This is a genomic window from Flavobacterium sp. CG_9.1, from assembly GCF_015751645.1.
Taxonomy (GTDB): Bacteria; Bacteroidota; Bacteroidia; order Flavobacteriales; family Flavobacteriaceae; genus Flavobacterium; species Flavobacterium xanthum.
Map to the genome: position 1 here is coordinate 65,724 of NZ_JADOVC010000010.1, position 15,083 is coordinate 80,806.

A 15,083-nucleotide genomic window follows, 5' to 3' on the forward strand; every position below is an offset into this window, starting at 1 on the left:
GAAGTATAAATAAGATAAAAAATGCTCGAAAAAATTATTGCTTTCAGTTTAAAGAATAAACTAATTGTTTTGCTTTTCACCCTTGGAGTTTTTGGATTTGGTTTGTACTCCGTATTCCAAATTTCCATTGGCGCCGTGCCCGATGTAACTAATAATCAGGTTCAGGTAATTACTACTTCACGCAATCTTTCTACTCAGGACATTGAACAGTTTATTACATATCCCGTAGAAATAGAAATGGCAAATCTGCCTGGTGTAAAGGAAATCCGATCGATCTCTAAATTTGGCTTGTCTGTTGTGACCATAGTTTTTGAAGATAACCTGGGGACGTATCTGCCCAGACAGCTCATCGCTGAAAAAATTAAAGCCGCGTCTGAAAAAATTCCACAAGGTTTTGGCACACCAGAAATGGGTCCTATCACAACAGGACTTGGGGAAATCTACCAGTATACGCTAGAAGTTAAACCAGAATTCAGAGGTAATTACACGGTAACTGATTTGCGAACAATTCAGGATTGGGTAATAAAACGCCAATTATCCGGTATTAAAGGGGTTGTCGAAATTAATACATGGGGCGGTTATTTGAAGCAATATGAAATTGCAATCAGTCCGGCGCGATTAAAAGCGATGAACATTACTACGGCTGCTGTTTTTTCGGCACTTGAAAAAAACAATAGCATTGCTGGAGGTGCCTACATCGAAAAAGTAAATCAAAGTTATTTCATAAGAGGAGAAGGTAAAGTAAATGCTCTCGAAGATATTGGTAATATTGTAGTAAGTAATACCAGTGGATTACCGGTGTATATAAAAAATGTGGCCGACGTTCGTTTTGGTCATGCCAACCGTTTTGGAGCTATCACTGGAAATGGAGAAGGAGAGAAGGTTTTGGGACAAGTGATGATGCTTAAAGGAGGAAACTCCAAACAAGTAATAGATCATGTAAAAAATAGAGTTGCTGAAATTCAGAAAACACTGCCTGAAGGTGTTTACATTAATGGTTTTTTAGAACGTAGCGAATTGGTTGGAAAAACAACATTCACTGTTGCCGAAAACCTAATTTTAGGATGCTTAATCGTAATTTTCGTTGTTATTCTGTTACTGGGTAATTGGCGTTCTGGACTAGTAGTAGCTTCAGTAATCCCATTGTGTTTATTATTCGCAATTTCGTTTATGAATATTTTTGGTATCGATGCGAATTTAATGAGTCTAGGGGCCATTGACTTTGGAATTATTATCGATGGAGCGGTAATTATTGTTGAGTTTATTGCTTTTCAAATAGCCAGCAAGTCAGCACACTTAGTAAATCTACCCAAAGAAGAACGTCAATTAGAAATAGATCAAATTACGTATAAAAGTGCTTCTAAAATGATGAATTCGGCTATTTTCGGTCAGTTGATTATTCTTATCGTTTTCATACCTATTCTATCGCTTTCGGGAATCGAAGGTAAAATGTTCAAACCTATGGCAATGACTTTTAGTTTTGCTTTACTGGGTGCAATGATCTTTTGTTTTACTTATGTTCCGGTTGTTTCTTCTTTATTTTTGAAACCAAAAGTAGAAAATCCAAATTCGTTATCGAGCAAATTAATCCGTAAACTTAACTCTTGGTATTTACCCATTATTACTTGGGCAATAAGCAATACTAAAAAAGTATTGTATGGAGCTTTAGGATTATTATTGTTGGCTGTTGGATTATTTGCAACGATGGGAGGAGAATTTATTCCAACATTAGATGAAGGTGATTTTGTAATTCAGCCCGTTTTGAAAACTGGAACTTCGTTGACAAAAACGATTGCTACAACTACAAAAATAGAAAAAATAATTCTCAAAAAGTTTCCCGAAGTCACACAAGTTGTCAGTAGAATTGGCGCTGCTGAAGTACCAACAGATCCAATGTCTATGGAGGAAAGTGATGTTATCGTCAAATTAAAACCAAAATCAGAATGGACTTCGGCTTCGACAAAAGATGAATTGGCCGACAAAATTAAAGCAGCTATTGAAAAAGAAATTCCAAATATGGAAATCGAATTTACACAGCCTATTGAAATGCGATTTAACGAATTAATTTCCGGAACACGCTCGGATGTAGCGGTTAAAGTCTTTGGCGAAGACTTAAATATTTTAGCACAAAAAGCGCATGAAATAAAAAATGCAATTGCAAAAGTCGAAGGTGCATCAGATATAATTATAGAAAAAACAGAAGGTTTACCGCAAATGTCAGTGGTGTACGATCGTTCTAAAATTGCTCGTTACGGTTTAAATATTTCTGATTTAAATGAAATGATTGCTCTTGGCTTTGCCGGAAAAACAGTAGGAAATGTATTTGAAGGAGAAAAACGTTTTGATATGGTAATACGCTTAGATCAAGCAAATCGGCACGATATTGAAGATTTACGTAATTTATATGTTCCAACACCGAACGGACAACAAATTCCGTTGAGCGAATTAGCGTCAATCGAATATACAGAAGGTCCTGCAAAAATTTCAAGAGACAACACCAACAGAAGAGTTGTAGTGGGAATTAATGTTAGAAACCGAGATCTGCAAAGCGTGGTGACTGATATTCAAAAAATTGTAGCAACCCAAGTAAAGCTGCCAGCGGGATATTATGTGAAATATGGTGGGCAATTTGAAAATTTACAAAGTGCCAAAGCCCGTTTGATGGTTGCAGTTCCCATCGCTTTATTTTTGATTTTTATCCTTTTGTATTTCGCATTTGGATCTGTAAAGGAAGCCTTAATGGTGTATTCCGCGATTCCTTTGTCGGCAGTGGGTGGGGTTTTATTTTTATGGATGCGAGATTTGCCATTCAGTATTTCGGCAGGTGTAGGATTCATAGCCCTTTTTGGAATTGCAGTGCTAAACGGAATTGTGCTGATTGAACATTTTAAAGAATTAAAACACCAAGGCATGAAAGATATCGATGCATTAATTTTAAAAGGAACTACAGATAGATTGCGTCCGGTTTTATTAACGGCAGCAGCAGCAGCACTAGGATTTTTACCAATGGCAATTTCATCATCTGCAGGAGCAGAAGTGCAACGGCCATTAGCAACAGTCGTTATTGGTGGATTGTTTACCGCAACGATTTTAACCATGATCGTTTTGCCAATATTGTATAAAGTTTTTGATAGTGTCGCCCTTAAAAAAGCGAAGTTTAAGAAACATAGTAGCGCAACCTATATAATTTTATTTTTATTGAGTTCTTCTTTGGCTTTTTCACAAAATTCTAATCCAGAATTAGAAGGTCTCCTGTCCAAAGCAATTCAAAATAACAGGGGAATAAAGGCGGCTCAATTGCAAGTGGATAAAACAAAAGCCAATATTAAAACGGCAAATACTTTTGACAAAACCAATATTTATTATAGTTATGATCAAAATAATTTAGCATTGAATAATGCTCCATTGCGCGTTTTTGGAGTGCAACAACGGTTTGCTTTTCCTACAGTATATGGGGCGCAGAAAAAGGTATATTCCTCCGAATACGAGAGGGAAAAAGCTAATTTTGATATTCAGAAAAACAAGCTTTCTTTATCCGTTTCTAAATCGTATCAGTATATCGTTTATTTGCAGCAGCAGGAAAAACTGTATCAGTATTTAGATAGTTTGTATCAAATTTTTTCTAAAGCGAGCGACAGACGTTTTGAGTTAGGAGAAACTAATTATCTGGAGAAAATTACGGCTCAAGCTAAATTTCGCCAAATAAAAACTAAACTTTCACAAATAGATAAAGATAAAAAAGCGCAGTATGAACTGTTGCAATCCTTGCTTCAAACTGATGAGGAAATAGTTATTAGAAGCAATATTATTATTCCATTAAACACTTTGACTAACCAGTCAAGTAAGTCATTTTATACCACATATTTAGAAAGTATTACAAAAAATTATCAAAGTCAAATTAAGCTTCAAAAGCAGCATTGGCTACCCGATATTAATTTTGATTATTTTCAAGGAAAAAATAATGGATTATCACAATCTTTATATGGATTCCAAGTTGGTTTGGCAGTACCCATATTATTCTCTGGAACAGTTTCTAAAATAAAAGTTGCACAACTAGAATTACAAAGTTGGGAGCAACAAAAGCAAAATGAAGAGGTGAAAATAGAGCGGTACCTAAGTCAAAAAAAGAACGAGTTAGCCAAGCATCAAGAAGCAATAAATTATTACAATCTGTATGGAAAGAAATTATCAGACGAGATCATTAAAGTTGGAAATAACAGCTACAAACATGGCGAGATTGATTTCTTTCAATACATTCAAAGTTTAGAAAATGCTACTACCATTCAAGTGGACCATTTAGAAACTGTTCTTCAATTCAATCAAACCCAATTAGATTTGCAATATTTAAACTTTTAAATTAAAACAATGAAAAAATCACTATATATTATCACTCTGTCTCTTGTCTTGTTCGCTTGTAAAGAAGCAAAAACAGAAGTAGTAGAACAAAAAGACAATGGGTTGATTGCGGTGACCGCTGCCCAATTCCAGTCTTCAAGGATGGAAATTTCAAGTCCAATAGAACATGATTTTGATGTAACGGTAAAAGCAGCTGGAAAAATTGATGTTCCGCCACAAAACCGGGCTAAAGTAAATACTTTTATAGGTGGTTATGTGAAATCAACAACACTTTTAGTTGGAAATAAAGTAACTAAAGGCCAAGCTTTGTTAACGTTGCAAAGTACAGAATTCCTTGACATTCAAAAGGAATATATGGAAGTGGCGGAGCAAATTACTTTTTTAAAGTCTGAATATGACCGTCAAAAAACATTATATGATGAAAAAATAACTTCCCAAAAAAACTACTTAAAAGCAGAGAGTGAGTTCAGAAGGGCCAAAGCAATGCATCAAAGTTTGCGAGCCAAATTAGTACTTTTAAACATTAATCCGAAAAATGTGGAGAAAGGAATTTTAACTTCGATAATTACTATTTTTTCTCCAATAACGGGAGATATTGTCATTATGAATGCTAATGTGGGTATGTATGTCTCTCCTTCTGATGTGATTTTAGAAATTGTAGATACGGATCATTTGCATTTAGAATTAGGTGTTTTTGAAAAAGATATCTTAAAAGTTAAAATTGGACAAAAGATCCTTTTTAAAGTTCCAGAAGCTTCTCCAGAGTTCTTTAATGCTGAAGTCCATTTGGTTGGTAAATCAATTGAAGGAAATGATAGAACAATCAATATTCACGGGCATTTAGACGATGCTATTAAGCAAAAATTATTGACCGGAATGTTTGTTGAAGCTGAAATTGTGACAAATTCCAAAAAAGGTTTGGCCATTCCATCTCAAGCATTGATAACGGAGAATAACAAAAATTTCGTACTTTTAGTAGCTGAGGAAAAAAACGGGTACTCTTTTAAGAAAGTAGGCGTGACAGTAGGCGAAAAGTCTGAAAATTTTGTTGAAATACTACCAAGTGCAAACATTACAACCTCAGCGAGAATTTTAACAAAAGGGGCATTTGATTTATCTAAATAATCATTAAACAAGGACAAAAATGGATTTAAACAAACTAAAAGATCAATTGCAAACGGAAGTCGATACCGCCTTTTTATACGATAGTATTGCTGAAATTCAGTCTGATGATGCGCTTACAAGAGTGTTGCGTAGCCTTAGCGAAATTGAAAAAGGTCATGCGAAACACATGCATGATAAAGTGTTGACATTCGAACCAGAGTATAAAATGCCTTCGCCTTCTTCTAGAGCCAAGTTTCAATTAAAACTGGGTAAAATATTTGGTTACACCTCCATCATTAGCAGTCTTTCAAATATAGAGAAGCAGTTTGCAGCAAATGCAATTAAAAATAAAATTAAAAGTGGAGAAAAGCCTACAGGATTTGAGCACAATCATCTTAATATCATTGAAGCTGTAAACAATAATGCCGCACTCAATGTTTCCGGTGGCTTGCTGTCTAAATTTGAAAGTCGACATAAATCAGTAGGAGGAAATGCATTGCGGGCATCTGTTTTAGGCTCTAATGATGGCTTAGTTTCTAATATGAGTTTGGTTATGGGAGTAGCTGGGGCAGCGGTTTCAAACAATACGATTTTGTTAACAGGTAGTGCCGGACTTTTAGCTGGAGCTATTTCGATGGCCTTAGGCGAATGGCTTTCGGTACAAAGTTCGAGAGAATTAAACCAACGCCAAATTGATTTGGAAACCGAAGAATTAGAAGCTTCACCCGAAGAAGAAAAAAAAGAATTGGTTTTACTATATCAAGCCAAAGGAATGAATGCAATCGAAGCACAAAAATTGGCCGATAAAGCTTTTGAAAATCCTCAAACGGCAATTGATGCTATTATAACAGAGGAATTAGGTATCGATAAAAATGAGTTAGGTGGATCAGCCTGGGAAGCCGCAACGGCTTCTTTTATTCTTTTCGCCATTGGAGCCATAATCCCTTTGTATCCTTTTATGTTTTTAGATGGAAAAAATGCAATATTACTAAGCGTAGGTAGCAGTGTTATTGGACTATTTGGTATTGGAGCAGCTATCACGTTATTGACTGGAAAAAGCATTTTGTTCTCTGGATTTAGACAAGTTGGTTTTGGTTTGGGAGCTGCCGCAATCACATACGGTATTGGCTCTCTGATTGGAGTCTCATTAGCGGGATAAACCAGCAATTAGCGGTCTGTAGTGCTTAGCGAATGAAGAAAATTAGATAATAATAATAATAATACACTTTGAATTTTTAAAACTTAAATAAATTAGGACATGAATGACGCTCATATACATTTGGTGGTAAACCATTTTCCGATTATCGGAACCATCTTTGGACTTGGAATTTTAGTAGTTGGATTACTTCTAAAAAACAATGCTGTTAAAAATACAGCTTATGTTTTGTTTGTAATTGCAGCTATTTTTGGCTTCTTTAGCATTGCAACTGGTGAAGGTGCAGAAGAAATAGTTGAAGACTTTCCTGGAATTGGCAAAGCTATAATTCATGAACATGAAGAAGTAGCAGAGAAATTAGCGTTGGTCTTGTACGCACTAGCCCTTATTTCTGTTTTTGGGATTTACACTAATGTGAAAAATAAAACTAAAGCCACTTTAGTTTCCTACATCGCTTTAGGTATTGCTTTGATTGCCGTTTATTTTGCGCAGCAAACAGGAACTTCAGGAGGAGAAATTCGTCATACTGAAATTAGAAATGATAGTACTTTTTCTCCTATTGGGAATACAAACGCTGCTGATGCAAAGGAAAAAGAGAACGACTAGTATTAATTTAACAAAAATATAAGTTTAAGTTAAAATAAAAATTGCTTTGTAAATATTTAATAGACTATATTTGCACAAGTATAAAAAAAGATTACAAAATGTTTACAAATCAATTGCATCATCATCATTTCCATTATTGCTCTCAAGCGATGTGTTAATGATATGTGTGTAAATCATCATATTCTAAAAACCCGTTTGAGTACATCAAACGGGTTTTTTATTGCCCAATGTTTGTACTCAATCAAAATATTTTAAACAAAAAAAACAAAATGAGTACATTAAAAATTGCAATTCAAAAATCAGGACGTTTAAACGAAGACAGCATTCAAATTCTTAAAGATGCAGGTATTTCAATCGACAATGGTATAGACCAGTTAAAAGCCGAAGCATCAAATTTCCCATTAGAGGTTTTGTATTTAAGAAATTCAGATATTCCTCAATATCTAATTGACGGAGTTGTAGATATTGCCATAGTTGGGGATAATTTGCTAGTAGAGAAAGGAAATGATATCGAAGTTATACAAAAACTAGGTTTTTCAAAATGTAAAGTATCTGTTGCTGTGCCTAAAGCATTTGATTACAAATCGGTTCAAGATTTAAACGGAATGCGTATTGCCACTTCTTACCCTAAAACAGTACTTGATTTTTTCAATTCCAAAGGAGTGACAGTCGATATTCACCAAATATCAGGTTCAGTAGAAATAGCGCCAAACATAGGTTTAGCAGACGCTATAGTTGATATTGTGTCTAGCGGAAGTACTTTATTCAAAAATAATCTTAAAGAAGTGGAAGTTATTTTTAAAAGTGAAGCAGTTTTAGCGGTTTCGCCAAAAGTAACACCAGAATCTCAAAAAATAATTGATACATTAAAATTCAGAATCGAATCTGTTTTAAGAGCAAGGAAATCAAAATACATTTTGATGAATGTTCCAAATAACAAAATTGAAGCAGTAGGTAAAATTCTGCCAGTACTGCGCAGTTTAACGGTATTGCCATTAGCACAAGAAGGATGGAGTAGTGTACACTCTGTAATCGATAAAGATACTTTTTGGGATGTGATCGATCAATTAAAAGAAGCTGGAGCCGAAGGAATTTTAGTTTGTCCAATTGAGAAAATGGTCCTTTAAAAGTTTTAAATCATAACATATTCTATTTAAGAATTCATTGCGAACTTTGCGAAAACCTTTGTGAACTTTGCGGTTAAAAACAATACAATGAATAAAATATACAATCCAAAACCAGAAACGTGGTCATCAATTTTAGAACGGCCAACCAAGACTGTAGATGATATTGAAGCTACGGTAAAAGAGATCTTCAAGGAAGTTCAGAAAAAAGGGGATGCCGCAGTAGCCAAATATACGTCGCTTTTTGATGGCGCTTCCGTTGCAAATATTGAAGTTTCTAAAGCAGAGATTGAGGCTGCTATCGCTACTGTTTCAGATGAATTAAAAGAGGCGATTGCGCTTGCAAAAGCCAATATCACTAAATTTCACACCGCTCAAAAAACAGATCGGGTTGAAGTAGAAACAATCGAAGGTGTGAATTGCTGGCAAGAGAAAAGACCGATTCAAAAAGTAGGATTGTATATTCCGGGAGGAACAGCACCTCTATTTTCAACCGTATTGATGCTTGCCGTTCCGGCGGATATTGCAGGTTGTAACGAAATTGTATTGTGCTCGCCACCAGATAAAAACGGAAATATAAATCCGGCAATCTTGTTTGCTGCAAACTTATGTGGAGTAACTAAAATTTTAAAAGTAGGTGGTATTCAAGCTATTGCTGGGATGACCTTTGGAACAGAAACAATTCCAAAAGTATATAAAATTTTTGGACCTGGAAATCAATTTGTAACAGTTGCTAAACAATTAGCCACACAATTTGGCGTAGCTATTGATATGCCTGCAGGTCCATCGGAATTATTAATTGTAGCTGATGATACTGCAGTTCCTGCTTTTGTGGCTTCGGATCTATTGTCACAAGCAGAACACGGAGCAGACAGTCAGGTGATTTTAGTTTCTACGTCCAAGAAATTAATGGATGCGGTAGAAGCGGAAGTTCAAATCCAAATCGAGGCTTTACCTAGAAAAACCATTGCCGAAAAAGCGATTGCCAATTCCAAATTAATTTTTGTTGAAAACGATAAAATAGCACTGGATTTAATCAACGAATACGGACCAGAACACTTTATAATCTGTTCTGAATTTGATGATTATTACAGTAATGGCGTTTGTAATGCAGGATCTGTTTTTATTGGAAATTTCACTCCTGAAAGCGCGGGTGATTATGCATCAGGAACCAATCACACCTTACCAACGAACGGCTACGCTAAAAATTACAGTGGTGTCAATTTAGACAGTTTTACAAAAACGATGACTTTCCAAAAAATATCTGAAAAAGGAATACAAAATATTGGAAAAGCAATCGAAATTATGGCTGATGCCGAAGGGTTGCAAGCACACAAAAATGCAGTTACATTACGATTAAAAGCACTTGAAGATGGGAAATAGTTTTGATATCAATAATTTGGTTCGAGAGAATGTAAAAACAATGAAGCCGTATTCCTCTGCTCGCGATGAATTTGAGGATTTTGATACTGCTGATATGATTTTTTTGGATGCCAATGAAAATCCGTTTGAGAATGGCGTAAATCGCTATCCTGATCCACAGCAAATAAGTATAAAAGTAGTATTGGCAAAACAAAAAAATGTAAAAACGACTCAAATTCTGCTTGGAAATGGCAGTGATGAAGTGCTGGATTTACTGTTCCGAGCTTTCTGTGAGCCAAAAACAGATAATGTGATTACATTACCACCAACGTACGGAATGTATGGCGTTTTGGCCACTATCAATGCAGTTGAAAACAGAGAAATTTTACTTTCAAAAGATTTTCAACCAGAAATTGAAAAAATCGTCGCTGCCATAGATGAAAATACAAAAATGATCTTTTTGTGTTCTCCAAATAACCCAACCGGAAATTCATTTTCAGATGAAGGAGTTGCCTATCTTTTACAAAATTTCAATGGTTTGGTGGTCATTGACGAAGCGTATATCGACTTTTCTAAAAAGGACAGTTGGATCAATGAATTAGATGAATATCCTAATTTAGTAATCACTCAAACGCTGTCAAAAGCGTATGGTTTAGCAGGGATAAGATTGGGAGTTTGTTACGGTTCTGCAACTGTAATTGCAGTTTTAAATAAAATTAAACCACCGTATAATGTAAATGAATTGACTCAAAGACGCGCTTTGGAGCGATTGGATGATATTGCTAAAGTAACAAGTGAAATCACTTCTATTATAGCACAAAGAGAAGAATTACTTAAAGTATTGCTTGATGTTAATTATGTAGAAAAAATTTATCCAACTGAAGCCAATTTTATTTTGGTAAAAGTAGATGATGCTAATAAAAGATACGCTGAATTAATTGCCAAAGGAATTGTAATTCGAAACAGAACAACACAACCACTTTGCGAAAATACGTTGCGTTTGACTGTTGGAACCGAAATAGAAAACAAAAAATTAATAGAAGCTTTAAAAGAAATTTAAATGCTAATTGAAGCAAATTTCTACAGATTCTTAAATTTTCTATTTTAGACTAATTTTTTAGTCTTCTTTCGGGAATTGAAATAAATTAATTTGTAAAAATCTGTGAAATCGGTGTTTCAAAATAAAATAATATGAAAAAAGTCCTTTTTATAGATCGTGACGGAACAATGGTTTTAGAACCAAACGATTACCAACTTGACAGTTTTGAAAAATTAGAATTTTATCCGAATGTTTTTCAGTATTTGGGTAAAATTGCTTTAGAATTGGATTTTGAGCTAGTTATGGTGACCAATCAAGACGGTTTGGGAACTGATTCGCATCCAGAAGCAGGCTTTTGGCCCGTTCACAATTTAGTTATGAAAGCATTCGAAAATGAAGGAGTTGTTTTCAGTGAAGTGCTAATTGACAAAACCTTTCCGCATGAAAATGCACCAACACGCAAGCCAGCAACGGGTTTACTTTCAAAATATATTGGCAATCCAGTATACGATTTAGAAAACTCATATGTAATAGGAGATCGAATTACAGATGTAGAATTGGCCAAAAATTTAGGTGCAAAAGCAATTTTTATCAATACGGACGAAGCATTAGGAGGAGATGAAATCGCGTCAATAAGAGAAGAATTAGACGCAGTTATTGGATTACAAACCACGGATTGGAAAGTAATTTACGAATTTCTAAAATTAGAGGAACGTTCCGCTACCATTTCAAGAAAAACAAATGAAACCGATATTTACATCAACCTAAACCTAGATGGAACCGGGAAAAGTAAAATCGAGACCGGAATTGCTTTTTTTGATCACATGCTAGACCAAATTGCCCGTCACGGACAAATGGATTTAGAAATTCTTGTAAAAGGAGATTTAGAGGTTGACGAGCACCATACAATAGAAGATACTGCCATTGCGCTTGGTGAAGTTTTTGCCAAAGCATTAGGCAATAAATTGGGAATTGAACGTTATGGTTTTTGTTTGCCAATGGACGATTGTTTGGCACAAGTTGCTATTGATTTTGGTGGAAGAAACTGGTTGGTTTGGGAGACCGACTTCAAACGAGAAATGGTTGGTAAAATGCCAACGGAGATGTTTTTTCACTTTTTTAAATCATTCTCAGATGGTGCAAAAGCAAATATCAACATCAAAGCCGAAGGTACAAATGAGCATCACAAAATTGAAGCTATTTTCAAGGCTTTCGCCAAAGCGATAAAAGTTGCTGTAAAGCGCGATACCGAAAAAATGATTTTACCAAGTACAAAAGGAATGCTGTAGCCCCCTAACCCCCGGAGGGGGAACTAAAATGTAAAAGAATAAAAATGAGTCAAAATATAAAAGAATCAACTTCAACTCGCCCTTTGGGAGATGGTGGGATTGTAATCATAAATTACGGAGCAGGAAATATTCAAAGCATTATGTTTGCCATGGAACGATTGGGTTTTGAGGCTGTTTTAAGCAATGATTGGAAGGAAATCAAAGCTGCTGATAAAGTGATTTTTCCAGGTGTTGGCGAAGCAAGTTCTGCCATGCGAATGCTCGTGGATAGCGGTCTTGATGTATTAATTCCAACTTTAAAACAACCTGTTTTGGGAATTTGTTTAGGTATGCAATTGATGTGTAACAAATCAGAAGAAGGAAATACCACAGGTTTAGGTATTTTTGATGTTGATGTCATTAAATTTACACCAAAAGTAAAAGTGCCTCAGATGGGCTGGAACCAAATTTATAATTTGAAATCGGATTTATTCAAAGGAATTGCTGAAAATGAATACATGTATTTAGTTCACAGTTTCTATGCTCCGCTTTGTGATGAGGCCATTGCAACGACTAATTATGAATTGGAATACGCATCGGCTCTGAAAAAGAACAATTTCTATGGAACACAATTTCACCCGGAAAAAAGTGGTGATGTTGGAGAGAAAATTTTGGGGAACTTTCTAGCCCCCTAACCCCCGAAGGGGGCACTCTCAACAAATACGAAAAAATAATAACTAAAAAGCCTATTTACCCCTAATAGGAATTCCCCCTTCGGGGGTTAGGGGGCTGATTAAAATGAGAATAATACCAGCAATAGATATCATCGACGGAAAATGTGTTCGCTTGTCGAAAGGCGATTACAATACGAAGATCATTTACAATGAAAATCCGCTTGAAGTGGCTAAATCTTTTGAAGCGCACGGCATTGAATACTTACATTTAGTTGATTTGGATGGTGCTAAGTCAAGCCAAATTGTGAACTATAAAATTTTAGAACAAATTGCGACGCAAACCAAACTAAAAATAGATTTTGGCGGTGGATTAAAGTCGGATGCCGATTTGAAAATTGCTTTCGAAAGTGGTGCCAACCAAATTACTGGTGGTAGCATTGCAGTAAAAAATAGAGCGATTTTTGAAAAATGGATTGCTGAATACGGTTCTGATAAAATTATTTTGGGAGCTGATGCCAATAATGAAAAAGTAGCGGTATCAGGCTGGTTAGAAGATTCTAATGAGGATCTGATTCCGTTTATTCAAAACTACCAAAATAAAGGTATTCAATACGTCATTTGTACCGATATTGCCAAAGACGGCATGCTGGAAGGACCAAGTTTTGATTTATATGCTAAAATTTTGGAACAATGTGATGACAAATCGAGTTTGTCACCTCGAGCGCAGTCGAGAGGCGAGATTAAATTGATTGCTTCGGGAGGAATATCAACTTTTGATGAATTGCCTAAATTAGCCGAATTAGGTTGTGAAGGAACAATAATTGGAAAAGCAATTTACGAAGGACGAATTAGTTTAAAGCAATTAGAGAATTATATAATAAAATAGATTATTTCACAAAGGCACACAAAGAAAACACAAAGATTCTCAAAGAATTTTGTGTGTCTCTGTGAAATCTTCGTGAATCTCTGTGTAACAATAAAAAATATGCTTACAAAAAGAATTATTCCCTGTCTCGATATAAAAAACGGACGTACCGTCAAAGGTGTAAATTTTGTAGATTTGCGTGACGCCGGCGATCCCGTAGAATTAGCTAAAATCTATTCAGATGAAGGAGCAGACGAACTGGTGTTTTTAGACATTTCAGCAACCGAAGAACGACGCAAAACCTTAGTGGATTTGGTTCGGAAAGTGGCATCTACGATTAATATTCCATTTACTGTAGGAGGAGGAATTTCATCTGTAAAAGATGTTGAAGTTTTATTGCAGAATGGTGCGGATAAGGTATCTATCAATTCTTCGGCGGTAAAGAATCCACAGTTGATAAATGATTTGGCACAGAAATTCGGAAGCCAATGCGTGGTAGTGGCTATAGATGCCAAACAAATTGACGGACAATGGATGGTGCATTTAGTGGGAGGAAAAATACCAACCGAATTAAATTTATTTGATTGGGCGACTGAAGTAGCCCAACGCGGCGCAGGCGAAATTTTATTTACCTCGATGGATAATGACGGTACAAAAAACGGCTTTGCAAATGAAGCTTTGGCTAAACTCTCGGAACTGGTTAATATTCCAATAATTGCTTCAGGTGGTGCAGGGAATATACAGCATTTTGTGGACAGTTTTACCATTGGTAAAGCAGATGCAGCATTAGCAGCAAGCGTATTTCATTTTAAAGAAATAGAAATAAAAACATTGAAAACAGCGCTTAAAAATAATAATATTGAAGTAAGAATCTAATTTTCGACTTTAAAACTTTAGACTAAAAAAAATGAATATCGATTTCTCAAAAAATACCGATGGATTAATTCCAGCCATAATTCAAGATAGCGAAACTAAAACGGTTTTGATGCTCGGTTTTATGAATGCCGAAGCCTACCAAAAAACAATTGATACTAAAAAAGTAACTTTCTATAGCCGCACCAAGCAAAGACTTTGGACAAAAGGTGAAGAAAGTGGGAACTTTTTGAATCTGATTGACATCAAAAATGACTGTGATAACGACACCTTGTTGATTCAGGTAAGACCGGAAGGACCTACTTGCCATAAAGGAACGGATACATGTTGGGCAAGTGAAAACAAAGCTGATTATGGCTTTATTTCAGATTTGGAAGATACCATTCAACTTCGAAGAGAAAATGCGGATTCTGAAAAAAGTTACGTGGCTTCATTATTTAAATTAGGAATCAACAAAATCGCTCAAAAAGTGGGTGAGGAAGCAGTAGAAGTGGTTATCGAAGCAAAAGATGATAACAACGACCTGTTTTTGAGCGAAAGTGCCGATTTGCTTTTTCATTATCTTATTTTATTACAAGCCAAAGGTTTTAAATTGAATGATGTAGTTGAAGTTTTGAAAAGTCGGCAGAAATAGAAATTTATTTTAAATATTTTTA

General features: G+C 35.4%; 12 protein-coding genes. All 12 read left to right on the forward strand.

Annotation, left to right across the window (positions count from 1 at the left end; genetic code table 11):
• The first annotated feature begins 21 nt into the window (after positions 1-21).
• The 12 genes from IWX83_RS07305 (at position 22) to hisIE (ending at position 15,061) form a co-directional block, all read left to right on the forward strand.
• Positions 22-4,356 (forward strand): CusA/CzcA family heavy metal efflux RND transporter, encoded by a 4,335-nt coding sequence (locus IWX83_RS07305; RefSeq protein ID WP_196828719.1) that lies wholly within the window; start codon positions 22-24, stop codon positions 4,354-4,356.
• A gap of 9 nt (positions 4,357-4,365) precedes the next feature.
• Positions 4,366-5,481 carry an efflux RND transporter periplasmic adaptor subunit gene (locus IWX83_RS07310; protein WP_196828721.1) on the forward strand — a complete coding sequence of 372 codons (1,116 nt, stop codon included), beginning with the start codon at positions 4,366-4,368 and terminating at the stop codon, positions 5,479-5,481.
• A gap of 19 nt (positions 5,482-5,500) precedes the next feature.
• On the forward strand, positions 5,501-6,619 hold the full coding sequence (locus tag IWX83_RS07315; protein WP_066077503.1) for a VIT1/CCC1 transporter family protein: 1,119 nt from the start codon (positions 5,501-5,503) through the stop codon (positions 6,617-6,619).
• Between the two features lie 99 nt (positions 6,620-6,718).
• Complete coding sequence (locus IWX83_RS07320) at positions 6,719-7,222, forward strand: DUF2231 domain-containing protein (RefSeq protein WP_066077505.1); 504 nt, start codon at positions 6,719-6,721, stop codon at positions 7,220-7,222.
• 269 nt (positions 7,223-7,491) lie between these two features.
• The gene (gene hisG / locus IWX83_RS07325) at positions 7,492-8,349 is read left to right on the forward strand and encodes an ATP phosphoribosyltransferase (RefSeq protein ID WP_073351247.1); all 858 of its coding nucleotides are present in this window, start codon (positions 7,492-7,494) and stop codon (positions 8,347-8,349) included.
• Between the two features lie 87 nt (positions 8,350-8,436).
• Complete coding sequence (gene hisD / locus IWX83_RS07330; RefSeq protein WP_196828723.1) at positions 8,437-9,729, forward strand: histidinol dehydrogenase; 1,293 nt, start codon at positions 8,437-8,439, stop codon at positions 9,727-9,729.
• Positions 9,719-10,768: a histidinol-phosphate transaminase gene (hisC, locus tag IWX83_RS07335; protein ID WP_196828725.1), complete on the forward strand. Its 1,050-nt coding sequence runs from the start codon at positions 9,719-9,721 to the stop codon at positions 10,766-10,768. Before hisD ends, hisC begins: the two co-directional genes overlap by 11 nt.
• A gap of 131 nt (positions 10,769-10,899) precedes the next feature.
• Complete coding sequence (gene hisB / locus IWX83_RS07340; protein WP_196828727.1) at positions 10,900-12,036, forward strand: bifunctional histidinol-phosphatase/imidazoleglycerol-phosphate dehydratase HisB; 1,137 nt, start codon at positions 10,900-10,902, stop codon at positions 12,034-12,036.
• Between the two features lie 44 nt (positions 12,037-12,080).
• Positions 12,081-12,710, forward strand: a complete 630-nt coding sequence (hisH, locus tag IWX83_RS07345; RefSeq protein ID WP_196828729.1) for an imidazole glycerol phosphate synthase subunit HisH — start codon at positions 12,081-12,083, stop codon at positions 12,708-12,710.
• 103 nt (positions 12,711-12,813) lie between these two features.
• Positions 12,814-13,575, forward strand: a complete 762-nt coding sequence (gene hisA, locus IWX83_RS07350) for a 1-(5-phosphoribosyl)-5-[(5-phosphoribosylamino)methylideneamino]imidazole-4-carboxamide isomerase (RefSeq protein ID WP_196828731.1) — start codon at positions 12,814-12,816, stop codon at positions 13,573-13,575.
• A gap of 99 nt (positions 13,576-13,674) precedes the next feature.
• Positions 13,675-14,430 carry an imidazole glycerol phosphate synthase subunit HisF gene (hisF, locus tag IWX83_RS07355; RefSeq protein WP_196828733.1) on the forward strand — a complete coding sequence of 252 codons (756 nt, stop codon included), beginning with the start codon at positions 13,675-13,677 and terminating at the stop codon, positions 14,428-14,430.
• A 31-nt stretch (positions 14,431-14,461) separates the two neighbouring features.
• Positions 14,462-15,061 (forward strand): bifunctional phosphoribosyl-AMP cyclohydrolase/phosphoribosyl-ATP diphosphatase HisIE, encoded by a 600-nt coding sequence (gene hisIE, locus IWX83_RS07360; RefSeq protein WP_196828735.1) that lies wholly within the window; start codon positions 14,462-14,464, stop codon positions 15,059-15,061.
• Positions 15,062-15,083: the final 22 nt, after the last annotated feature.